The 20,794-nt window shown below is 66.9% G+C and carries 25 protein-coding genes; 9 read left to right on the forward strand and 16 right to left on the reverse strand.

Annotated features, from left to right (window positions below):
• The first annotated feature begins 232 nt into the window (after positions 1–232).
• Positions 233–820, forward strand: a complete 588-nt coding sequence (locus ACV7NL_RS20035) for a metallophosphoesterase (protein WP_463356648.1) — start codon at positions 233–235, stop codon at positions 818–820.
• A 35-nt stretch (positions 821–855) separates the two neighbouring features.
• Here the strand turns inward: ACV7NL_RS20035 and ACV7NL_RS20040 are convergent, their stop codons facing one another.
• From ACV7NL_RS20040 to ACV7NL_RS20090, 11 genes are all read right to left on the reverse strand, one after another.
• On the reverse strand, positions 856–1,122 hold the full coding sequence (locus ACV7NL_RS20040) for a hypothetical protein (protein WP_463356649.1): 267 nt from the start codon (positions 1,120–1,122) through the stop codon (positions 856–858).
• Positions 1,091–1,411: a hypothetical protein gene (locus tag ACV7NL_RS20045; protein WP_463356650.1), complete on the reverse strand. Its 321-nt coding sequence runs from the start codon at positions 1,409–1,411 to the stop codon at positions 1,091–1,093. Before ACV7NL_RS20045 ends, ACV7NL_RS20040 begins: the two co-directional genes overlap by 32 nt.
• A gap of 11 nt (positions 1,412–1,422) precedes the next feature.
• The gene (locus ACV7NL_RS20050; protein ID WP_463356651.1) at positions 1,423–1,830 is read right to left on the reverse strand and encodes a hypothetical protein; all 408 of its coding nucleotides are present in this window, start codon (positions 1,828–1,830) and stop codon (positions 1,423–1,425) included.
• 127 nt (positions 1,831–1,957) lie between these two features.
• Complete coding sequence (locus tag ACV7NL_RS20055) at positions 1,958–2,266, reverse strand: hypothetical protein (RefSeq protein ID WP_463356652.1); 309 nt, start codon at positions 2,264–2,266, stop codon at positions 1,958–1,960.
• A 295-nt stretch (positions 2,267–2,561) separates the two neighbouring features.
• Positions 2,562–2,981, reverse strand: coding sequence for a hypothetical protein (locus tag ACV7NL_RS20060; protein WP_463356653.1), 420 nt, complete (start codon positions 2,979–2,981; stop codon positions 2,562–2,564).
• Positions 2,974–3,216, reverse strand: coding sequence for a hypothetical protein (locus ACV7NL_RS20065; RefSeq protein WP_463356654.1), 243 nt, complete (start codon positions 3,214–3,216; stop codon positions 2,974–2,976). Before ACV7NL_RS20065 ends, ACV7NL_RS20060 begins: the two co-directional genes overlap by 8 nt.
• Complete coding sequence (locus ACV7NL_RS20070; protein ID WP_463356655.1) at positions 3,216–4,217, reverse strand: hypothetical protein; 1,002 nt, start codon at positions 4,215–4,217, stop codon at positions 3,216–3,218. Before ACV7NL_RS20070 ends, ACV7NL_RS20065 begins: the two co-directional genes overlap by 1 nt.
• Positions 4,218–4,295: 78 nt before the next feature.
• Complete coding sequence (locus ACV7NL_RS20075; protein ID WP_463356656.1) at positions 4,296–4,646, reverse strand: hypothetical protein; 351 nt, start codon at positions 4,644–4,646, stop codon at positions 4,296–4,298.
• Entirely contained in the window at positions 4,639–4,962 is a 324-nt protein-coding gene (locus tag ACV7NL_RS20080) for a hypothetical protein (protein ID WP_463356657.1), read from the reverse strand. Before ACV7NL_RS20080 ends, ACV7NL_RS20075 begins: the two co-directional genes overlap by 8 nt.
• Complete coding sequence (locus ACV7NL_RS20085) at positions 4,962–5,351, reverse strand: hypothetical protein (protein ID WP_463356658.1); 390 nt, start codon at positions 5,349–5,351, stop codon at positions 4,962–4,964. The genes ACV7NL_RS20080 and ACV7NL_RS20085 overlap by 1 nt, the downstream gene beginning before the upstream one ends.
• Positions 5,344–5,553, reverse strand: coding sequence for a helix-turn-helix domain-containing protein (locus ACV7NL_RS20090; RefSeq protein ID WP_463356659.1), 210 nt, complete (start codon positions 5,551–5,553; stop codon positions 5,344–5,346). Before ACV7NL_RS20090 ends, ACV7NL_RS20085 begins: the two co-directional genes overlap by 8 nt.
• Positions 5,554–6,509: 956 nt before the next feature.
• Between ACV7NL_RS20090 and ACV7NL_RS20095 the strand changes: the two genes are divergently transcribed.
• Complete coding sequence (locus ACV7NL_RS20095) at positions 6,510–6,947, forward strand: hypothetical protein (protein WP_463356660.1); 438 nt, start codon at positions 6,510–6,512, stop codon at positions 6,945–6,947.
• A gap of 164 nt (positions 6,948–7,111) precedes the next feature.
• On the opposite strand, the gene ACV7NL_RS20100 is transcribed toward ACV7NL_RS20095, so the two are convergent.
• The 5 genes from ACV7NL_RS20100 to ACV7NL_RS20120 form a co-directional block, all read right to left on the reverse strand.
• Positions 7,112–7,378 (reverse strand): hypothetical protein, encoded by a 267-nt coding sequence (locus tag ACV7NL_RS20100; RefSeq protein WP_463356661.1) that lies wholly within the window; start codon positions 7,376–7,378, stop codon positions 7,112–7,114.
• Positions 7,379–7,613: 235 nt separating this feature from the next.
• Positions 7,614–7,766, reverse strand: coding sequence for a hypothetical protein (locus tag ACV7NL_RS20105; RefSeq protein WP_463356662.1), 153 nt, complete (start codon positions 7,764–7,766; stop codon positions 7,614–7,616).
• Between the two features lie 11 nt (positions 7,767–7,777).
• Positions 7,778–8,389, reverse strand: coding sequence for a tyrosine-type recombinase/integrase (locus tag ACV7NL_RS20110; RefSeq protein WP_463356663.1), 612 nt, complete (start codon positions 8,387–8,389; stop codon positions 7,778–7,780).
• 720 nt (positions 8,390–9,109) lie between these two features.
• Positions 9,110–11,023: a potassium transporter Kup gene (locus ACV7NL_RS20115; protein WP_463356664.1), complete on the reverse strand. Its 1,914-nt coding sequence runs from the start codon at positions 11,021–11,023 to the stop codon at positions 9,110–9,112.
• 576 nt (positions 11,024–11,599) lie between these two features.
• On the reverse strand, positions 11,600–11,974 hold the full coding sequence (locus tag ACV7NL_RS20120) for a response regulator (protein WP_056452906.1): 375 nt from the start codon (positions 11,972–11,974) through the stop codon (positions 11,600–11,602).
• A gap of 270 nt (positions 11,975–12,244) precedes the next feature.
• Between ACV7NL_RS20120 and ACV7NL_RS20125 the strand changes: the two genes are divergently transcribed.
• From ACV7NL_RS20125 to ACV7NL_RS20155, 7 genes are all read left to right on the forward strand, one after another.
• Positions 12,245–12,655, forward strand: a complete 411-nt coding sequence (locus ACV7NL_RS20125; RefSeq protein WP_018042943.1) for a response regulator — start codon at positions 12,245–12,247, stop codon at positions 12,653–12,655.
• Positions 12,656–12,855: 200 nt separating this feature from the next.
• On the forward strand, positions 12,856–15,594 hold the full coding sequence (locus ACV7NL_RS20130; protein WP_463356665.1) for a PAS domain-containing protein: 2,739 nt from the start codon (positions 12,856–12,858) through the stop codon (positions 15,592–15,594).
• Between the two features lie 223 nt (positions 15,595–15,817).
• Complete coding sequence (locus tag ACV7NL_RS20135; protein ID WP_056452898.1) at positions 15,818–16,993, forward strand: hypothetical protein; 1,176 nt, start codon at positions 15,818–15,820, stop codon at positions 16,991–16,993.
• A gap of 5 nt (positions 16,994–16,998) precedes the next feature.
• Positions 16,999–17,820: a mechanosensitive ion channel family protein gene (locus ACV7NL_RS20140; RefSeq protein ID WP_463356666.1), complete on the forward strand. Its 822-nt coding sequence runs from the start codon at positions 16,999–17,001 to the stop codon at positions 17,818–17,820.
• A gap of 105 nt (positions 17,821–17,925) precedes the next feature.
• Positions 17,926–18,915 carry a mechanosensitive ion channel family protein gene (locus ACV7NL_RS20145; RefSeq protein ID WP_018042939.1) on the forward strand — a complete coding sequence of 330 codons (990 nt, stop codon included), beginning with the start codon at positions 17,926–17,928 and terminating at the stop codon, positions 18,913–18,915.
• A 323-nt stretch (positions 18,916–19,238) separates the two neighbouring features.
• Positions 19,239–20,378, forward strand: coding sequence for an ATP-binding protein (locus ACV7NL_RS20150; protein ID WP_463356667.1), 1,140 nt, complete (start codon positions 19,239–19,241; stop codon positions 20,376–20,378).
• Positions 20,362–20,787 (forward strand): response regulator, encoded by a 426-nt coding sequence (locus tag ACV7NL_RS20155; protein WP_018042937.1) that lies wholly within the window; start codon positions 20,362–20,364, stop codon positions 20,785–20,787. The genes ACV7NL_RS20150 and ACV7NL_RS20155 overlap by 17 nt, the downstream gene beginning before the upstream one ends.
• The last annotated feature ends 7 nt before the right edge of the window (positions 20,788–20,794 follow it).

The following is a 20,794-nucleotide window of genomic DNA, read 5'->3' on the forward strand; positions in this document are numbered from 1 at the left end:
CTTCACCTGGGCAGCGCGAACGGTGAAGAAGTGGCCCCTCCCACCCGGCCAGGAAACGCTTAACCACGCCGGGAATCCCGCCTTGACGACCGGAATCCTGAGCTGCGATCCCTGGCCCACACGAACGACGAGGCACGCCGTGAAACGCTCGATACGCCCCACCGACGAGACCCATACCCCGGGGGCGTAGCGCCGCGTGCGCAGCCCCCTGTCCTGACAGGAGGCTGCCTTTATGAACACCAAGCCGAAGCACCTGACTTTCAACGGCCAGACCACCTGGTTCACGGCCGACACGCACTTCGGCCACCGTGGCATCCTGCGGATGGAAGGACGCCCGTTCGCCTCCGTCGAGGAGATGAACGAGGCCCTGATCCTCGCTTGGAACAGCCGCGTTCGCGCAAGCGACGACGTGTTCTTCCTCGGCGACTTCGCGATGAACTTCAGCGAAGAACAGTGCCAGGAAGCATTCGCCAAGCTCAAGGGCAAGAAGCACCTCATCGGGGGGAACCACGATAAGGAACGCGTGCTGAAGCTTCCGTGGGCGAGCGAGCCGGTGGAGCAGCGTTCCATTCGAGTGGACGGCACCCGCGTCGTACTAAATCACTATTCGATGCGCACGTGGAACGGCATGTGGAAGGGCGCATTGCACCTTTACGGCCATTCCCACGGCAAGCTTCCCGGCACGACGCAGTCCTGCGACGTCGGCGTCGATGCCTGGTCGTACAGGCCTGTCCGCTTGCCGGATATCCGGGAGCGGCTGGCCGAGACGACCACCCTGCCGGACGAGCGCATGCACGCAAAGGAGCCCGAGGACGAATAGAAGAAGGCCCCGGCTCATCACCGGGGCCTTCTTCGTCAGATTCGGGGTCGTGGCGCCTCATCGAGCTCGTCGGCGACGTCCAGGAGCCGCTCGCCCGTCTCCCGCGTCAGCCTTGCCAGCGCCTCCTGGACCCACCCGGGGATCTCCATCTGACCGGTGGCCCACCGGCTCACCATCCTTGGGTCGATCTCGTCCCTGGGCCCATCGGGGTGGAACGGGCCCAGCAGGCGAGCGAGCGGTCGGCGCCAGTCCTCGCCCGCCCGGAGCGCTTCACCCGCGCGCGTGAGCAGATCCCGGTCCATGCTCTCTCCAAATGATGCTGCCCTGAAACTCGCTGCCCCAGGCCATGAGCTCCAGGGGCTCCTCGGCCGAGAACTGCGCCCACGCCAGGACCTCCCCTGACCCGAGCGTGGCGGCGTAGCGGTCCCCGGGGCGGTCCTCCGCGTACCACGACGGCCGGGGCCGGTGGCACGAGGATGAAAGCTCGGCGACCAGGCGCTCGGCCTCGGCGACGGTGCGGACACCGCGGAACGCGTCAGTGACGCCCTCGGCACCGGCGGTGCGGCGGCGGGCGGTGAAATTAACGACCATGATGCCCCCCCTCAGAACGCGTGCGGGACGGCAAGGCCGAGGCGAACGTCCTCGTCGTAGAGGTCGCCGAGCTCGTCCATGAGTGCGATCATGTCCAAGTCGATCCGCCGAAGGAGCTCGCGCTCCGTGGCCGGCTCGTCCTCCGTGGCGGGGGCCACGTACGTCAGAAGGACGCGGTGCTCCCCGACGGCGCCGGCGTCCTCGGCATGGCGCTCCCACGCCGCGTAAGCGTCGTCCGTCGTCCCGGTGCGGATGACTAAGTCGAGGCCGGTGCCCGGGATGTGCTCCCACGCATCATCGACTGTCGTGGCGTGAAACAGAATGGAATCGTCGCCGAGGAGATTGGCGGAGAATGCAGCGAATAGCTGGTCCCGCTCGCGACGGGCCAGGGCTCTGCTGAGGACGTGGGTTTTGGTCACAGGCGGTACTCCGGCTGATGGGCGGCATGGCCTGCCCAGGTGGGGGTGGACTATCCGGCCCCCGGCGGGACGCCCCTAAAAGGCGACCGGCTGGAGGCCGGGGCACGAGGCCCCGGCGACTGAGCGATCAATCGTCGTAGCCGGCGTCTGGTTGGTACCGGGAATCGTTGGCGTTCGCGTAGCGGTCCCAGGAGTTCATGAGATCGGAAGCGTCTTCGTCCTCGTAAGCGACGAGGACGTGCGCGGCATCGCCCCATCCCAGCGCGTATTGAGTTGGCCTGCCCTCCCTGTCGAGGAGGCGGGCCGTGTCGCCCTCGACGGCGAAGCCGAGACTGCCGTCGGCGAGCCAAAAGCGTCCTGCGGCCTCGGGCTCGAAGCCCATCGCAAGCGCGACTTCAACAATTGGAGACGTAGCCGTAGCGGTGTTCTGGGTCATCTGCGGTACTCCGGCGTGAGAGCGGCAATGCCTGCTCTGAATGGGATTCTGCCCCTCGGCCCGGAGAGCTACAAGTGCCTCCGCGGCGAAATCTCAATCCGACTGCCGACGCTCGGCCTGAGGCAGTCGTCGGATGAAATGTTTGTGGGCCCACGGGGTGAGCCGCGCGCCCGGGAGCCGACCCTCGTACGCCTGGTATGCCCACGCGCCCCGGGCCTCCTGCAGGCTGAGGTGACGGCTCACGATTCGCCCGGAGACGCGCTCGACGACGGCGTGCGTCTCCATGGGCGGAGCCTTAGGGGGCCAGCGGGGCATGGGCGGCCTCCCCGTGCTCCACGCAGGCCGTGCACCGCGTCTCCGTGGCCCACCCGCAGCCTTCCTCGCAGGCGTCGTTCTCCGAACAGCCGCAGGCCTGGCAGACGAGGCCGACGACCGAGGGGATGCGGAACCGCTCGCCGCCGTCGACGATGTCGATCCAACGGCGGTCGTGGAGGCCCCCGGCGCTGAGGACGATCTCCTGCAGCATGTAGCTGGCCTCGGTTTCGGCCTGTTCGGCTGCCCGCTGCGCCGGGCCATCGGCATGCTCCGAGATGCCGCGGGCAACAGCCGCTTCGAGAGCGTAGGCCCCGATCTTAGCCTGCACCTCCGGCGTGAGTGTCGCCCAGGTCGCGGCGCCGTCGAACGGGGCGTCGGAGATGTTGGAGGGCTCAGCCACGGTCGGCCTCCTTGGTCGCGGGGACGGTGTCGTCGGTCACGCCGGTGGTGGCCCCAATCAGGGACAGCGTGGCGAACGCGCTCAGGAAGGCCCACCCGGCGAGTAAGGCGACCCAGGCCGACCGGGCGAGGTCCCAACCGTACCCGGCGAGCACGAACGCGATGAGCACGATGGCGCCGGCGCTGATGGCGACCCGCCCGGGGCCGCCGCAGGTGACAGACAGGAGGGCGCGCATCAGGCGGCCTTCCGCGCGGGCAGGTCGAGGGGCGTGTACTCGCAGCCGATGGTGGTGATGTAGAAGTCGAAGCGCACCTCGACCTTCAGTTCGAGGCATTCCCATCCGCTGTAGTCGGTTCCGACGACGCCCCGCATCTGTCCGATCATCTCCATGCGAAAGTTGAGGTCCTCGATCTCGGCCCGGGACAGCGGGCGCCGCAACCGAGTGACCGTGACCAGCCTGCGTGGACCCAGGCGCGCCTCGCACCACTCCACCGCATCACCGAGCGACCGGACCCACGTCGCCACGAGGTGGTCGGAGTGAACTGCCGCCGATGGTGGGGTGCGGTCGATGTCCTCGAACGCCATTCGGCCGCGGTCCCGCTTGAGCCGTGCCAGAGCGTCCTTGGCGGCCGCGTCGACGCCTGCCTCCATCTGCCGGGCACTGCCGTCCTCCAGGATCTGCGCGATCACCACCGAGCCCCAGCGTGCGGCCTTCTCCGTCTCGGTCTCATGACCGCCGGGCTCCAGTCGGGCAGTCCGAGTGGTCGTCACGCCGTCGGTGGTCGTGCACGAGTTCATGATGCCCACCGAACCCACTTCGGGCTCGTCCACCGTCCACGGCCGCTCCATCGCGCCGAGGATGACTGGGAAGTCGGCCGGGTGCGTAGCCCCGAGGTTCCGCGCCCGCAGGCGCTCCTCGGCGATCTTGCGGTCGACGTCGGCCGGGTCGCGGCCCATTGCACGGATCACCGCGTCCCTGGACAGGAAGCCAGACTGGCATGCCGCAAGCCACGCCTGGACCTGGCGGAAACTGACGCCTTCCCAGTTGCCAAGACGGACGGCCTCCTTGATCGCGTCGGGCTTGTCCGATGCCTTCCGGACGATCTCGAAACCGGCTTTGTCGAGGGCCTGAATGAGATCCCGGGGCTCCCCGGCTCCAAGGCCGGACCCTACCCTTCCGCGCTCGAAGGCGACCCACAGGGCGTCGCTGATGATGTCACGGTCCTTGCGCCGCATGGGACGCTCCTAATGAAACCTGGGTTGCGGGATTCGGTAAGGGGCGCCCCTGCCGCCGGGCGCGCGACGGGGGCGGCCTCAGGCGGAGGCGGTCGCCGGGCGATAGGCGCGGTAGTCCTCGATCATCTCGGCCACGCGAGACCCGTCGAGGACCTCGCGGACCCTGGTGCAGGCCGCGATCAAGTCCGCAGGATCCTCGATTCCGATGTGCTCGGCGAAGGCGCCCATCTCGGCCGCGTCGGCTGTGAGGTCGAGCACGAGGTCGAGCGCTTCGAGCGCCTGGAATGCGCGAGCCTGGGCTATGTGCACGACGACGAGATCGGCGGCCTCAAGCCGAACGAGCATGCGCTCCGCCACATCCATGGCAGGCCGCCTTCCCGATGCGGCGACCTCCCCGGCGAGGATGTCCCGAGCCCGTGCCTTACTCATGCTGACCTCCCAAAACCGCGCCTAGGAGAGCGACCGCGGCGGCGACGCCGGCCTCTCCGGATGCCATGACGGCGACGAACTGAAAGCTGCTCGATGGTGCGTCGTCGTGGATCTCGCCGGCCTCGTCGCGGCGCAGCCCGAGCACCGCGAGGATGGCGGGGTGGACGGGGTACTGCCCACGCACGGACCGGCTCACCGCCGTCCCCGCCGACTTGAGCGTGAGTGGGAGCCCGCGGGCGAATGCAGCCTGGGAGCCCGCGGCCTCGATTGCCCGGGCGAGCCGAAGCCGGGCCTGGCGTTCGGTGAAGCGCGCCATCAGGACCTCCTCGGCGGCATGGAGCGCAGCGGCAGCGGCGGAAGACGTATCCCCTGAGGCGCCACCGGCGTCGGGGCTGCCTCCGGGACGGGAGCGGGTGCTGGCTCCGCGGGGACGACCTTGGGAGCCGCGGCGGCCGGCTCGGCGTCCAGGACGGGCGTGCCGTACGTGACGAGGCACTCCGCGAGGTGCTTGATCTGCTCCCTCGCCGCGAGCCGCAGTTTGCGTTCGGCGCTCGCAACTTGGTCGGCCAAGCCTTGCCCCTGGAAACCCCCGATTTCGTCGGCCCGGACCCGGCAGGCGGTCATGACCTCGCCGAGGCGGACGCGGGTCTGGGCGGTCGTCAGGTCAATCAGATCGGCGGTGTATTCGCGATTCGTGTCAGCCACGGGTGACCTCCTCGTAGCGGGCCTCGGCCTCCACTCTGCGAAGACCAAGGGGGGCCAGGATCGCAGGGCCCGGCGTGCGGTCTCCCGCCAGCACATCCCGCAGATACGATGGCGACACGCCGTAGCGCCGCGAGAAAGCGGTCCGACCCTTCAGTTCATCGACGCGACGCTGCAGTAGCGCCCTGACCTCAAGCTCATTCACGGGATGCCTCCGACGCGCGAAACGCGCTCGACGCGATCAAAGTAGGCAAGTAGCCCCGGTTCTGCAAGTATATTTATTTTTTCTACTTTCTAGAAGAATTGTGTTTAACCGATTCGTTTCGTGAAAACGGGACTACACAGCGCCTAAGCCATTGAGATGGTGAGAAGTAGATTTCCTATCCTTGCAGGCAATCCTTGCGTTGGGCCTGCGGCGAGGTAGGATTGGGCATGGACTCCCTCGCCCGATCCTTCACGCACGCCCTCGCCCCCTGGGAGATCCTTCACCGGGCGGTCCTTGACGCGGGCGGTGCGCTGCAGGCCGGGGAGCGCCTGAGGCCGGTCGAGCACACCGTCGTCCGGACGCACCACCGGGGCACAGACACGCTCACGCCGCGGGGGGCACTACGACCTCGGCGGGCTGCCCGACGGCACGGTCCTCGTCGTCCTAGGCACCAACGGTCGTTATCCCGACAGGGCGCTTCGCATCCTCGCGGGTGCTTGCGTGCCGATTGCCGAGTTCGAGGCTGAGGACGTGCTGGACCCGGCGGGGGCCCGGCGCCGGGCTTGGGAGCGACGTGTCAGGCGGACGCTCCTAACGCCGACGCCCGTTCGCTACACGCTCGGCCTGGGGCACGGAGTCGAAGCGGACACGCTTCTAGACTGGTGCGGGCAGGAGTACGTCGCGGCCTGCGTGCGAGCGTCGCCGAGGCAAGTATGGGTTCGCGCGACGACGTTTGAGGAGGCGGAGGCCTGCGGGGTCGCGTGACGTGCGCCCCGCACGTCACGGTTTGTGGGATGCGAACGTGCGCGGCAACCTGGGGCTCCACAGGAAGGGAGGGACCCCCAATGCTCAAAGCTTTTCAGTTCGTGGCCCGTGTCCTGGCCGCGATGGCCGCAGTCGTAATTGTCGCCGTGCTTGAGAGTGGACGATGGATATTCCGGGCCGTCCGGGCCGTCATGGCCCCTGTGCCCCCGATCCCCGCCGCAATCGCCGAGCAGCAGGCGGAGCTCTCACAGCCCGGGCCGGCCGCCCCCACGGAGCCGTCGACCGCCGAGGCCTGGGGCCGGGGGGCGCTGCATTATCTTCTCGGGGACGACACTCCGGAGGCGCGCTGCCTTGACGACGCGGCCCGGGCGTACCTCGACGCTCTATCCGTGGACCAGGGCGTCGCGCTATCGCGGGCCGGCAATGAAGCCATCGGACAGCATCTCCTTGGTGAGCGCCTGATGCCGGGCCTGCCGCGTCCGCCGTCCCCGTCCGAGTATGTGGCCATCGAGAACAGACGGCTCCACGCGGCCTCCGCGGCGGCGACGAACGCCTTCGAGCAGCGGGCGCACCTCCAAGCCATTTTAGATGACCTTCTCGTGGACGACGCCCCCCGCCGGGCCGCCTGAGACCCGCTATCCGGCCCACACGACGAAGCCCGCCCCGGGCGACCAGGGCGGGCTTTTTGCTGCCGAAATTAATTGGTTACGAACGCGTGATTGATGCCTCAGCCGGGTTGATTCTTGCCCTGTGCGCACGCCGTAGCATTTCGTCAGCACACGAAAGCATGACGTCATGCCGTGGTACGGCCTCGACGCGCGATTGCCCGGCGCAGGAGGGCATCCCGGCACTGCGCATCGAGGTCTCGGGCAGCAGCCTCACGGGCGACGGCCTGCTCACGAGCGAGGCGGACGGCACGGCGCTGGGCGGTCTGCGCGCGGATGGCGTTCGCCGTGCCATAGGCCTGGTGCTGTTCGACCAAAATGCTGCCCAGGGCCAGCGCCGTGGACATGATGGGGGCCTCGAAAGAGGTCGCGATGCGGTGAGCGCTGATGGACATCGGGGCGGCCTCCTCGGGTGGTGTACCCAGGAGATCGGGGATCCCCGGTTGGATGTCGAGAGTCCCTCGCTGTTCGTGGTTACCTAACTCCTGGCCGCCTGTGGATACGTGCGCCTGAAGTCGTCCCGAGGCCTGCAGGGGGGCGAACGTGCCAATTCAAGCGCCCCGTTACTCCTGTTCATTGTAACGGGTCGCCAGGATTGCGTAACGCATCGTCAGGAATGCACGCACGCCCTCACTGAAGGGCGATGTAGCCCACCAGGTCCGCCAAGTTGGCATCCTGGGTCGTCGGTGCCAGGAGGCTGACGACGTCCCCGACGTTGACGCCGACGTAGCCACCCCCGGTCGTCGTGAAGGTCGGCGTGGTCGCATTGGTAGCGAACGACACCGTGCCCTTCACTACCTTATTCGCGAGCAAGTTGAAGGTCGCGACGACGGTCGCGGCGGTCGTGTCTTTGCCCCGGGACCCAAAAGATCGGCGGACAGCATTGCGTTGCGGTCGCGGCCGCCTTTGCCACGCTCGACCCGCAGGAGCATGCGCGTCGAGTCGACATCGCCGACCTTGAGCGCCGCGACCTCGGCCACGCGCAATCCCGCGCCATAGGCCACCGACAGGGCCGCCAGATGCTTGAGGCAGACCGTGGCGCCGAGCAGCCGGCGCACCTCGTCGGCGCTCAGGACGTCGGGCAGTGGGCGCGGATGGTGGAGGCGGACCAGCCTGCGAGTGAGATTGGGCCGCTCGATCGTATGGACAAAGAAGAACCGCAGGGCCGAGACGATGGCATTCATCGTCGGCACCCCGAGGCCGACCTCCTGCTGCGCGATCTGGAAACGGCGCAGGTCGTCGACGGTCGCCGTGTCGGGCGAGCGCCGCAGTAACGTCGCCAGACGCCCGACATCGCGGATGTAGTTGCGCTGCGTCTCACGGGAGAACCGACGCAGGGTCATGTCGTCGGTCAGGCGCTGACGCAGCGAGCCGACGGCTGCGGCGGGAACGGCAAGGACGGTCATGGGATGGCTCCACTCGGATGAAGGGAGCCACGATCTTCCGCCCAGGCCGGGCGACGCTTAATCAGCGCAGGGCGCTCGTCTCAATCCGAAAATCTCGAAGCTGCCACCCATCCCGCGCGCGCGGGTTCGTTCATCCACCCAACGCAGTCGTTGAGCGGACCGGCCAGTCCCGACCCAACCTGGTCGTAGAAGCCGCTGCGAACTCAGCTCAAAAGCGGACGTAAGCCTGAGCTTCAATCAATAGCGGAGGAATGCTTCGTTGCTGACGTAAGGCGTCGCAGTTCGGTTATAGTATTCTATAGCCCAAAGCAGTCGCTTCGCGGACGGCGATAGCTTCGACAAGCCTGGACTGCCGGTGCGTCGGGCGTTCCAAGAAGGCCCCGGCACGGCGGCCTCCCCGCGATTGGCCGGGATGCGGTTTGCGAGAGCGAGCGAAACCGTGAGGGTGCGCTCGCCGTTTCTGGCATTCCCCCGGCGTTTGCAGCCAGGCAGCCCAGGTCACGGTGTCGTAGATCGTCGCGATGTGGCGCTGTCGCCGCTCGACGAGGACGAGGTGGACGACCCGGAATGTCCTTTCGGCATCTCAGGCGCACGGACGCCGGAGGGACACCTCGAAGCTAGCCGTGAAGCCGCCGACAGGATTGATGATGCGCCGGACCGAGGCCATCGTCGCGCTCCTCTGATCCTCGACCGGTCAATCGGTGCGGCGGGCAACCGTGCTCAGATGTCGATCCGGGCACCGATCTCGACAACCCGGTCGACCGGGATGCGGAAGTAGCGGGACGCGTCCGTGGCCGCACGGGCCATCGAGATGTAGAGCCTGTCCTGCCACACCGGCATGCCGGTCTCCGGCGAGGCGACCAGCACGCGCCGCGTCAGAAAGTAAGACAGGTCGCCCTTGCCCAGGCCCGCAGCGGCAAGGGCGCGCGGCAGGTCGGGCAGTTCGGTGAACCCGAAACGCACTGTCACGCAAGAGAAGGCGTCGGACAGCTTCTTCACGGCGACGCGCTCGGCGTCGGCCACCCGCGGCAGGTCCTCCGTGACGACGTGCAGGATGAAATTGTTCGCGTGCAGCACGCGGTTGTGCCTGACGTTGTGCATCAGGGCCCCCGGGGTATCACCGGGGGTACCGCTCAGGAACATCGCCGTTCCCGGCACCCGCTGGATCGAGCCGGTCTCGGCCATTTGCGTAAATTCGGACAGCGGCACGCGCCGACGGTGGATCTCCTCGGCGATCAGAGCCGAACCACGTCGCCAGGTCCACATCGCTGTGACGAGGGCGGCACCGATGGTCAGCGGTACCCAGCCCCCATGGAGGATCTTGAGAGCGTTGGCCGAGAGGAACACCACCTCAATGAGCAGGAACGGCGCGATGACCGCGGCCGCGACCGCAGGCGACCAGCGCCAGACCTTCCAGGCGACGACGAAGAGCAGGCAGGCGGTGATCACCATGTCGCCGGTGACCGCGATGCCGTAAGCCGCCGCCAAGCCGCTCGATGATTTGAACAGCACCACGACGAATACGACCGCGACGAGCAGCCACCAGTTCACCCGGGGGATGTAGATCTGCCCCTTCTCGGTCTCGGATGTGCGCAGGACGCGCATACGCGGCAGCAGACCGAGTTGCATCGCCTGCTGTGTAATCGAGAAAGTGCCGGTGATCACGGCTTGGCTGGCGATAACCGTCGCCACCGTGGCGAGCAGCACCATCGGCAGCAGCGCCCAGGACGGATAGAGTAGGAAGAACGGGTTCTCGGCCCGCTCCGGGTGGGCGAGCAGCATGGCTCCCTGGCCGAGATAGCTCAGCGCGAGCGCCGGCAGCACCAGCCCGAACCAGGCCGCGCGGATCGGCGTGCGACCAAAGTGTCCCATGTCTGCGTAAAGCGCCTCCGCCCCGGTCACAGCGAGGAACACGGCACCGAGCGCCAGCAGGCCGGCCGTGCCGTGGCTCAGGATGAAGGAAATGCCGTAGGCGGGATTGAGCGCACCCAGAATGCTCGGATCGTCGACGAGGTGGCTCAGGCCGCCAAGCGCCATGACGATGAACCAGAACGCCGTGAGGGGGCCGAAGAAGGTTGCCACCCGCGCCGTCCCGTGGCTCTGGACTGCGAACAGGCCGATCAGGATGGCGAGGCTGATGGGCAGGACGTACGGATCGGTGGCCGGGGTCACCAGCTTCAGCCCCTCCACCGCCGAGAGCACCGACATGGCCGGCGTGATGATGGCGTCGCCGAAGAACAGCGAAACGCCGACCATGCCCAGCACGATGACGAACCCGCCGGAATGGCCCAGCGCGCGCTGGGCCAGCGCGACCAGGGAAGGCGTGCCGCCCTCGCCGTCGTTGTCGGCCCGCATCACCAACAGCACATACTTGAGCGTAACGATGAGGATGAGCGCCCAGAGGATCAGCGAGACGACGCCGAAGACCATCTCGCGGGTCGGTACGTGCCCCCCTCCGGCGGCTGCGTGCAAGGACTCCTTCAGGGCGTAGAGCGGGCTGGTGCCGATGTCGCCGTAGACCACGCCGACCGAGCCGAGTGTCAGCGCCCAGAACCCTGTCTTTGGCCCATCGCCGGCCGCGGAGGGCAAAGGGGTCTGTGCCGTCGAGTATTCGGTCCTGGCTATCACGGGCATCCATGGGCTCCACGTCCGCGAACGTGGGGAGCTCGCAAGGCAAGCCTCAACGATCGAAGGGACAGGAACGTTCGCGCTTCCAAACGTGGCTGTCGTCGGCCCACGACCTTTCGCATCTAGCGGATTTCGCTGGAAGTCTCGTCGCCAGTCCCAATCGAGCCCGGCGCCCCGGAAGGCCGCCGAGTATACTGGCTAACGAAGGGTCGCGCTCTCGTCGGATTTCAGCTGCCGATACTCGCCCTCCGCCCCTCCGAGTGAGACTCGCAAGTTCAATCGAGCCAAGTGGTCGAACACATGCTTGAAAGCGCTCGTCGCGGCCTGCTCGAAGGATCCATCGCCCTTGCCCTGGGCATCTTTGAAGGCTTCGAGCAGCCTATGGTGCGTTTCGCTATCGCCCGAAAAGACACTCTCTCCAGCCGGCCCAAGCACTGGTCAGGTGCTGCAAGCCCGTGGGCTGACCGCAGTTCCGGCTCGGGTCCTCCTCCTCCCCGCAGGCTAGGGACGAAGACAGGCCATGTCAGGGAAGGGACCGGGCGTCGTACACCCACCGACGGTCAAAAGTTTCCCGGTGGTCGATCAGGTGGCGTGGTGGATCGCGTCGATGACTTGGTCCGCGCTGTAGGGCTTGGGGACAAACAAGCCGTGGTCGGGGATGTCCCCGTCGACTAGACGTTGCCGCCCCGAGGTTACGACCAGGCGGATATCGGGCCAGGCGTCGTGTACGCGCCCGGCCAGGGTGACACCGCACATAGAACCCGGCATGTCGACGTCGGTGAAAAGTGCCCCGATGTCGGAGCGCTCATGCAGGATGAACCAAGCCTCGTCGGCATGCCGTGCCTCGACGATCTCGAAACCGGCATCCTCCAGCATTTCGACGGCGCAGAGGCGCACGAGGTCGTCGTCCTCTACGACGAGCACGGCAGTGGCTTTCATGGAGCGCTTCGTCGTCATGAGATCGCAACACAGGTTAGCTCGATAAGTTGCCCTTCTTGAGCATCCCAGTTGAAATGTCCCGGCCGATGCGATGAGCGTGCATGCAGGAAAGCGGCTTTCGCCGACGTGCGCAGTACCATCGGGATAGACCCTGTCGTTCACCCGCTCGTATCCGCGCAGCATGTCGAGGCTTCGGTCCCCACGACAGTGCGCCGTGAATCGGCAAGCGACGCCAAAACAAACTTATGTTACCCGGCAACCTCTGGACGAGGTTGGCCTTACCCCTTGATGACCCTGCCTGGCCCTTCCGATGCGCCCTTCGCCCTCGTGGTCGACGACGACGCCCTGATCCTGATGGATGCTACCGATATCCTGGAGGATGCGGGCTTCGCGGTGCTGGAGGCGATGAACGTGGCCCAGGCGATCAGGGTGCTCGACGAGCACCACGGCAAGGTGCAGTTGCTGTTCACGGACGTGCAGATGCCGGGCGATGGTGACGGTTTCGACCTCGCGCGTCGGACCGCCGAGTTGTGGCCGCACATCACCATCGTCGTGGCCTCCGGCCACGTACGACCCGAACGCGGAGACCTGCCGGACGGGGCGACGTTCATCGCGAAGCCCTTCAGTCCCTCGGTTGTCCGGCACCATGTCCGCAATACGTTGCCGTCGGAAAAACATCCCGAGTCCCTCAAGAAGTAGCGGCGGTCTTGGGCTGGCGCCGAGAACCACCACCTACGGGGGCGTAGCACTCTGGACGAACCGCTCCCGAAAGATCCGGCCATCGTCGCACGGAGACGCTCCAGAACCTTCGAATACCATTGTGCGGTGAGGCGTTTAACGGCAGACCGCTTTTCGGTCGGCAGTAGGCCGCAACAGCATCGGAAGTCGGCTGGAGGGCCATGGCGGGAGGCAACAAACAGGTCGATGGACTTCGCCGGCACGAACTGGCGAGCTACGACATCCTCGACACGCCCGCCGAGACCGAGTTCGACGACATCGTCAGGGTGGCGTCGGAAACTTGCGGCATGCCCGTGTCGCTGATCTCGCTCCTGGACGGCGAACGCCAATGGTTCAAGGCCGAGACCGGCTTCGGACGGAACGAGACGCCGCTGTCCCAATCGATCTGCGCCTACACCGTGCAGCAGGACGACGTGTTCGAGATCGAGGACCTGACCCTCGACGCGCGTACGTCGGACAACCCCCTGGTGACCGGCGGACCCGAAGTCCGCTTCTATGCGGGAGCTCCGCTGCGAACTGCCGACGGCGTCGCCCTCGGGGCGCTGTGCGTGCTCGATACCAAGCCCAACAAGCTGACGCCCTCCCAAGCGTTCGTGCTTCGCACCCTCGCGCATCAGGTCATGACGACCCTGGAGCTACGCCGGTCCCTGCGCCAACGTCGTGAGACCGACCGGCGCAACACGGCGATTCTTGAGAGCGCCCTCGACTACGCCATCGTCTCACTGGATCTCGCCGGCATGGTGACGAGCTGGTCCCCGGGCGCCGAACGTATCCTCGGTTGGGACGAGGCCGAGATGCGTGGCAAGCCCGCCCATGCCTTCTTCACTGACGAGGACGTCGCGAACGGCGTCCCAGAGCAGGAAATGGCCTTGGCCCTGCTGTCCGGGCGGGGCGCCGACGAGCGCTGGCATGTTCGAAAGGACGGCAGCCGGTTCTGGGCCAACGGCGAGATGATGCCCCTAAGGGACGAGCACGACAGGCACGAGGGTTTCCTCAAGATCCTGCGCGACCGCACGGAGCAACGGAACGCCGCGGCCAAGGAGCAGGCGGACGCCGCGTTCATGCGCGGCGTGCTGTCCTCCTCGGCCGACTGCATCAAGGTGCTCGATCCCGACGCACGGCTGACCTTCATGAACGAGGGCGGGCTGGCCGTCATGGAGGCCGACGACTTCAACCAGGTGAAGGGTTGTGACTGGACCGGGTTCTGGAAGGGACAGGCCCAAATGGACGCAAAGGCGGCATTCTGGGCGGCGTTGGCCGGCGGCACCGGCCATTTCCAGGCCCCGGCCGAAACGCTCAAGGGCACGGCGAAGTGGTGGGACGTGCAGGTCACACCGATCCGCGGCGCTGATGGACGGCCGGAGCGGCTTCTGGTGGTGTCGCGCGACGTCACCGCCCAGCGCGCCTCCGAGCAGCGCATCGTCGAAAGCGAGAAGCGCTGGCGCGGCCTGTTCGAGGGCATGCAGGAAGGCTTCTTTAGCGGCGAAATCATCCGCAACGCGAACGGGAAGGCCACGGACTACCGGTTCGTGGAGATCAACCCGGCCTTCGCCGCGCAGTCTGGCCTCCCTGTCGAGACAGTGGGCCGGACCCTGCGCGAGGCCATTCCCGACATCCCCGACTGGCTGATCGAAACCTACGCACGGGTGGTCGACACCGGCACTCCCGAGGTCTTCGAGATTTCGGTGCCGCAGCTCGGGCGCGTGTTCGAGGTTCGCGCATACCGTGAAGCGGAGAATCGTTTCGCCGCGATGTTCATCGACGTCTCGGACCGCAAGCAGGCCGAGACTCGGCGTGCCGCCCTGGCGGAGCTCGGCGACCGCTTACGCAATTCGGACGATGCGGGGGAGATCGCCTGCGTGGCTGCGGAGATCCTTGGCCGCACCCTCGGGCTATCCCATGCGGGGTACGGGGCGGTGGACCACGACCGGGAAACCATCGCCGTCGGTGACGGCTGGACCGCTCCGAGCATTCCGGGCATCGGCGGGGTGCATTCGTTCCGGGATTACGGCTCGTACATCGAGAACCTGAAGTCCGGCCATGCCGTGATCATCGACGACGTCGCAAACGACGTTCGGACGGCGAATGATGCGGAAGCCCTCGCGGCCATCCACGTGCGTTCGTTTTTGAACTTGCCGCTCATGGAGCACGGTCGGTTCGTCGCACTGCTGTTCGCGTTGAAGGCCAAGCCATACGCCTGGACGGGCGAGGAGATCAGTTTCGCCAACAACATCGCGGACCGGACCCGCGCGGCGTTGGCACGGATCGAGGCGGAGGAACGTCAGCGAACCCTGAACCTCGAACTGAGCCACCGCATGAAGAACATGCTGGCGATGGTCCAGTCCATCGCCACCCAGACCATGCGCACGGCAACCGACCTGAATGCGGCCAAGGACGTCCTCGCCGGTCGGCTGATCGCGCTCAGCAAGTCGCACGATCTCCTGCTTGGCGGAGAGATCGGGTCGGCACCTATCGAGACCTTGATCGAGAGCGCCTTGCAGACGCACCGGGACAATCCGGGGCGGTTCGTCCTCAAAGGACCCACCTTCACCATCGGGTCGAAGGCGGCGATGTCCCTCTCGCTGATGCTGCATGAGCTCGCGACCAACGCGGCCAAGTATGGGGCCCTTTCGACGGCCCAGGGCAAGGTCTCGGTCGAGTGGACGCTTCGCGAGGATGGCGGCGAGCCGCACTGCGCCCTGCGATGGTTGGAGCAAGGTGGTCCCGTCGTGAAGGCGCCGACACGGAGCGGTTTCGGTTCTAGGCTGATCGGGCGCGGACTTGCCGGCAACTTCGGCGGCGAGGTGGATCTCTCCTATCCGGCGACGGGTGTCATGTGCACCATCGACGCTCCTCTTAGAGGCCTGCAAGCGGAGGACGCACCGGCAACCAGTCGATAGCGGCAGCGCCCGTAGTCGGGGACCCGGCGTCGAGGGCACCCAGTCCCGAGAAGGGCGTTGGATGTGCCATTTGCCCTCGGTGGCATCCTACCCTTCGCCGTCCTTCAGGTCGTAGTTCCGGGCCGAAGGTGCCTACTTCGTGACCGGTGAATGCCAGCGGCACCGGCAACGAACCTGGGCGGTTCACGTTGTCGACGACCTTGGAGTGGACTGCCGCGCGCCGATGTCGAAGACTGAAGGCCCTGCGTTCCTGATCCCACTCGACGATGCCCAGACGCCACCTGTCCCCAGGGATGAGGTCGCCCGGAGGTACCTCGGGCGGCTTATCGCCCTGTTTCACCGCGAAAAGTCCGAGCCGTTCATCGCGGACGATAAGCTGCACCGTGCAACCCTGAGGCGTCTCGACGAGGTCGTGGCTCCCCCCGCCTGCGGACCGGTCCTCGCCGAAGTTGGGGCAACCGTCGGCAAGTGGTTGGATCGCCAGCCTGGCGCATCACACATCCTGACGGTGGTGCTGCCGCCCTGCGACGAGAACGCGGTCATTCAGACCTGGGCGTCGGAGGCGGGACACCAGGTCCTAGCGCCGCCCTCGCGGCAATCGCTCGTCGCCGCCAATCAGCCCATCCTGCCGGACATGATCGGGTCGGGGATCCTGGTCATCCCCAGGCTGGAGGACTGGTTCCTGCGGCATCGGGAAGGCCTGAGGGCCGTGCGCGCGCTCCTCGCGGCCATCGACGGACTGGATCGACCGGTGGTCGTCGGCTGCAACGCCTGGGCCTGGTCGTTCCTCGCCAAGGCGGCCGGCGCCGACGCCCTTCTGCCCGATGCCGTGACGATCAAGCCGTTCGACGCCGTCCGCCTGCATGGCTGGTTCGTCCAGCTCTCGACCTCCGAGGCCACCGGGGCGATGCGGTTCCGCCTGCCTGCCGACGGCGAGGACGTGCTCGCGGTCGACGAGGCGGGTACGCTTCGCAACGACTACCTGCGCAAGTTGGCCGGGCGCAGCCTCGGCATACCCTGGGTCGCCTGGCACCTCTGGCGGCGCAGCCTGCGTACGGGTGACGACGCTGACGTCGCCGAGGACGCGAAGGCCGCGATGTCGGATGGCGATGCCAGCGAGCAGACCCTCTGGGTGGCCGCCCTCGACGAGTACCTTCTCCCAGGTACGGACGACGGCACCGCCCTCCATGCCTTGCACGCGCTGCTGATACACGGGCCGTTGACCCGCGAGGAACTTCTGCTCGTCCTCCCAGGCGTGGCGGACCCGAACGTCGTGCCCGTCCTGCTCAGGGCGGGCTTCCTGGAACGTAAGGGCGACCGGTTCGGCTGTCGGGCGGCGGCCTACCCGGCGATCCGGGACGGCCTCGAAGCGGCAGGATTTCCCGTGGGACGGGTTTGAACGACATGGCCACCGCACAGGACGTCCATGACGGCGGCGTACAGCTCGTCCACAGCCTCCAGGACATCCGATTCTGGGAGATCGGGCTCATCGTCGTCGGCACATGGGCGGCGATCTGGCTGGTGCGCAGCACCTTCCCCTACCTCGCCGAACGCGGCCCGAGCCGATTGAGGCTCTACCTCCTGGCGGCCGTGCCCATCGCCCGGCTGGTCCTGATGATGCTCGCCATCGTCTGGATCGTGCCCATCGTCTTCAACATCACGCTGCAGAACTTCCTCGTCATCGCCGGTGCGGCCAGCGTCGCCATCGGCTTCGCCTTCAAGGATTACGTCAGCAGCCTGATCGCCGGGGTTGTGGCCCTGGTCGAGCGGCCCTACCGGCCTGGAGATTGGGTCAAGGTCGGCTCCGACTACGGCGAGGTGCGCAACGTCGGGCTGCGCGCGATCCTACTCCAGACACCCGACGACAACGCGGTCACGGTTCCGCACTCGACGATCTGGACCGACCGGATCACCAACGCGAACGACGGCGCCGGGACCCTGCAGTGCGTCGCCGACTTCTACCTGCTGCCCCGGCATGACGGAGCCCTCGTGCGCGCCTTGCTGACGGACGTGGCGTTGACCAGCCCGTACCTGAACTACGGCAAATCGGTCCGCGTGGTGCTGCACGAGGAGCCCTGGGGCACGCACTACAAGCTGCGCGCCTACCCGTTCGACATGCGCGACCAGTTCGCCTTCGTCAGCGACCTGACCGTTCGCGGCAAGCTGGCCATCGCCGACGCCGGTGCCATGGAGGCGGTCGCGCTGACGCCGTCTCCGACAAGCTGATCGGCCGACGACACCCACCCATCCGTAGACCGGACTTCGCGATAGCGGTCCGTCACATTTAGGCTCGGACGCGACCGCGTCCTAGACCACACGAAGGACCAACGCGTGCATTTCCTCGGAATCGACTGGGTCGGCGTGAATGCCGAAAACGGGCGGAAGCTCTTGCTCTCCCTGATCTTCATCGCGGTGATCGTCGGGGGCGGGATCGGCCTTCGGGCGTTCGTCGGGCTGGTCCTGAACCGCACCGACCATTCCACGCTCCAGACCAAGTTCTGGACGCGCCAGGGCATCAGCCTTCTCGCGGCGGTGCTGCTTGTCCTCGGCCTGCTCTCGATCTGGTTCAACGATCCCGCCCGCCTCGCCACCGCCTTCGGGCTGATGTCCGCCGGCCTCGCGTTCGCCCTTCAGCAGGTCGTCACCTCGGTCGCCGGCTACTTCGTGATCCTGCGCGGCTCGACCTTCACCGTGGGCGACCGCATCACCATGGGCGGCGTGCGCGGCGACGTGCTCCGCCTCGGCTTCATCCAGACCACGATCATGGAGATGGGCCAGCCGCCGGCGGTGCAGGGCAGCAGCCCGGCCATGTGGGTGCGCAGCCGCCAGTTCACCGGTCGCATCGTCACGGTGAGCAACGCGCAGATCTTCTCCGAGCCGGTGTTCAACTACACCCGCGACTTCCCGTTCATCTGGGAGGAGATGTCCATCCCGATCACCTACGAGGCCGACAGGGCGAAGGTCGAGGCGATCATGCTCTCGGCAGCGAAGAAGCACGCCCTGGATACGAACGTCATGACCGACGAGGCCAAGGCGAACCTGCAGAACCGCTTCGGTGTCGAGCCCATCGACCTGGAGCCGCGCGTGTTCTTCCGGATCACCGACAACTGGCTGGAGCTGACCGTCCGCTTCATCCTCGGCACCCACCAGATCCGAGGCGCCAAGGACGCCATGAGCCGCGAGATGCTGGTGGGCCTCGACGCCGCTGGCATCGGCATCGCCTCGGCCACCTACGACATCGTCGGGCTGCCCCCCGTCGAGCTTGCCGGCCGGCGACGCGCCGGACGGACCGCCGCCCCGGCCCCGGAGGCTGCCGAATGACGGACCCGAGGGCGCATGCGTCGCCGCGGCCTTCCCGGGCGATCCGGTTTCGGTCTAGGCCGCCGACACTCCGCGTTTCCGTCGCATGGCTGGAGCGGCACTTGCGTTATCGAACCCGCCGCAGCCAGGACGGACATTGTCCGCCGCCTGGGGGACCGGGCCGGCCGAGACAGGCGCGGTCGTCGTGCGATGGGATCCTCCGGTGGATCCCTTGATGCGGATCACCGACGCGGGTGGACAAGGGCACCGAGGACGCGAAAAGACGTGCTCTACACGTTCGACCGCGAGCGGACGCCGGTGAGCCACCAAACAAGGGAAACGCCATGACAGACGCCGTGGCGCCGACGCCGATCGCTCCGGACGCGTCCGACTTCCGCAACCTCGCAGACACCCTGCCGCAGATGTCCTGGATCGCGGACGCGAATGGCGACATCTTCTGGTACAATCAGCGCTGGTACGACTACACGGGCACGACTATTGATTCCATGAAGGGATGGGGCTGGAAGGCCGTCCACCATCCCGATCACGTTGACCGGGTCGTCGAGCGGATCTCGCACGCCTTCAAGGCCGGCGAGCCGTGGAACGACACCTTCCCCCTCCGCAGCGCCACCGGCGAGTACCGCTGGTTCCTCTCGCTCGCCAACCCGTTTCGCGATGCGGAGGGGCGAGTCATCCGCTGGTACGGGACCAACACGGACATCACCGACCGCAAGCGCATGGAGGCACGTCTGGCCGGCAAGGCCCGCGACCTGCGCCGCACGAACGAGGAACTGGAGCAGTTCGCCTACGTCGCCTCGCACGACCTCAAGGCGCCGCTCCGCGGCATCGAGAACCTCGTCGGCTGGATCGAGGAGGACCTCGAAGGTGCCCTGACAGGCGACGTCCAAACCAACATGGAGCTCCTCAAGAGCCGGGTCCGGCGCCTGGAGAGCCTGCTGGACGACCTGCTGGCCTACTCAAGGGCCGGACGTGCCGACGTGGCCTTCACGCAGGTCGACACCAAGGCCCTCGTCGACGAACTCGCCGTGCTGGTGAGCCCACCCGACGGGTTCGAGATCGTCGCCGCCCACGACCTGCCGACGCTGAACGCGGCGAAGGCCCCGCTCACCCAGGCGCTCCAGAACCTGATCGGCAACGCGATCAAGCATCACGACCATCCGGGGGACGGTCGCGTCCGCGTCGATGCGCACCCGATGAGCGATATGGTAGAGTTCGTGGTCACGGACGACGGTGCCGGCATCCCGGAGCAGTTCCGCGAGCGCGTGTTCGGCATGTTCCAGACCCTGAGGCCCCGCGACGAGGTCGAGGGCAGCGGCATGGGTCTGGCCATCGTCAGGAAACTCGTCGAGCGCCAGGGTGGCAAGGTCTGGCTGAACGAAGGCCGGGAGGGGCGTGGCCTCTCGGTGCATTTCACGTGGCCGCGGGACGGCGCGAAGGGGGGGGCTGATGGGTTCGACGGTTAACCTGCTGCTGGTCGACGACGACGAGGTCGACGTTCAGGGGCTCAAGCGTGCCTTCAAGAAGAGCAAGATCGGTAACCCGATCACGGTCGCCCGCGACGGCATCGAGGCGCTGGAGTACCTGCGCGGCCAGAACGGCAAGGAGAAGCTCCCGAAGCCCCACCTGATCCTGCTCGATCTCAACATGCCGCGCATGAACGGCATCGAGTTCCTGGAGGAGATCCGGGCCGACGAGGACCTACGCACCGCCGTGGTGTTCATGATCACCACCTCGAAGGCGGACGAGGACCGCATGCGGGCCTACGGGCACAACGTGGCCGGCTACATCGTCAAGCGCGATCCGGCCAACACCTTCATGGAGGCGGTCTCCATGCTGGAGCACTTCTGGAAGGTGGTCGAGTTCCCGCAATAGCGCTCGG

It is taken from the genome of Methylobacterium sp. Ger2507, from assembly GCF_055231875.1.

Coding starts and splice junctions, on each gene's coding strand:
- ACV7NL_RS20150 (WP_463356667.1), top strand. CDS start 19,239: ATGACAGACGCCGTGGCGCCGACGCCGATCGCTCCGGACGCGTCCGAC.
- ACV7NL_RS20075 (WP_463356656.1), bottom strand. CDS start 4,646: ATGAGTAAGGCACGGGCTCGGGACATCCTCGCCGGGGAGGTCGCCGCA.
- ACV7NL_RS20040 (WP_463356649.1), bottom strand. CDS start 1,122: ATGGACCGGGATCTGCTCACGCGCGCGGGTGAAGCGCTCCGGGCGGGC.
- ACV7NL_RS20115 (WP_463356664.1), bottom strand. CDS start 11,023: ATGCCCGTGATAGCCAGGACCGAATACTCGACGGCACAGACCCCTTTG.
- ACV7NL_RS20120 (WP_056452906.1), bottom strand. CDS start 11,974: ATGACGACGAAGCGCTCCATGAAAGCCACTGCCGTGCTCGTCGTAGAG.
- ACV7NL_RS20100 (WP_463356661.1), bottom strand. CDS start 7,378: ATGTCCATCAGCGCTCACCGCATCGCGACCTCTTTCGAGGCCCCCATC.
- ACV7NL_RS20035 (WP_463356648.1), top strand. CDS start 233: ATGAACACCAAGCCGAAGCACCTGACTTTCAACGGCCAGACCACCTGG.
- ACV7NL_RS20080 (WP_463356657.1), bottom strand. CDS start 4,962: ATGGCGCGCTTCACCGAACGCCAGGCCCGGCTTCGGCTCGCCCGGGCA.
- ACV7NL_RS20065 (WP_463356654.1), bottom strand. CDS start 3,216: ATGCGCGCCCTCCTGTCTGTCACCTGCGGCGGCCCCGGGCGGGTCGCC.
- ACV7NL_RS20140 (WP_463356666.1), top strand. CDS start 16,999: ATGGCCACCGCACAGGACGTCCATGACGGCGGCGTACAGCTCGTCCAC.
- ACV7NL_RS20110 (WP_463356663.1), bottom strand. CDS start 8,389: ATGACCGTCCTTGCCGTTCCCGCCGCAGCCGTCGGCTCGCTGCGTCAG.
- ACV7NL_RS20045 (WP_463356650.1), bottom strand. CDS start 1,411: ATGGTCGTTAATTTCACCGCCCGCCGCCGCACCGCCGGTGCCGAGGGC.
- ACV7NL_RS20125 (WP_018042943.1), top strand. CDS start 12,245: ATGACCCTGCCTGGCCCTTCCGATGCGCCCTTCGCCCTCGTGGTCGAC.
- ACV7NL_RS20135 (WP_056452898.1), top strand. CDS start 15,818: ATGTCGAAGACTGAAGGCCCTGCGTTCCTGATCCCACTCGACGATGCC.
- ACV7NL_RS20070 (WP_463356655.1), bottom strand. CDS start 4,217: ATGCGGCGCAAGGACCGTGACATCATCAGCGACGCCCTGTGGGTCGCC.
- ACV7NL_RS20055 (WP_463356652.1), bottom strand. CDS start 2,266: ATGACCCAGAACACCGCTACGGCTACGTCTCCAATTGTTGAAGTCGCG.
- ACV7NL_RS20155 (WP_018042937.1), top strand. CDS start 20,362: ATGGGTTCGACGGTTAACCTGCTGCTGGTCGACGACGACGAGGTCGAC.
- ACV7NL_RS20130 (WP_463356665.1), top strand. CDS start 12,856: ATGGCGGGAGGCAACAAACAGGTCGATGGACTTCGCCGGCACGAACTG.
- ACV7NL_RS20095 (WP_463356660.1), top strand. CDS start 6,510: ATGGCCCCTGTGCCCCCGATCCCCGCCGCAATCGCCGAGCAGCAGGCG.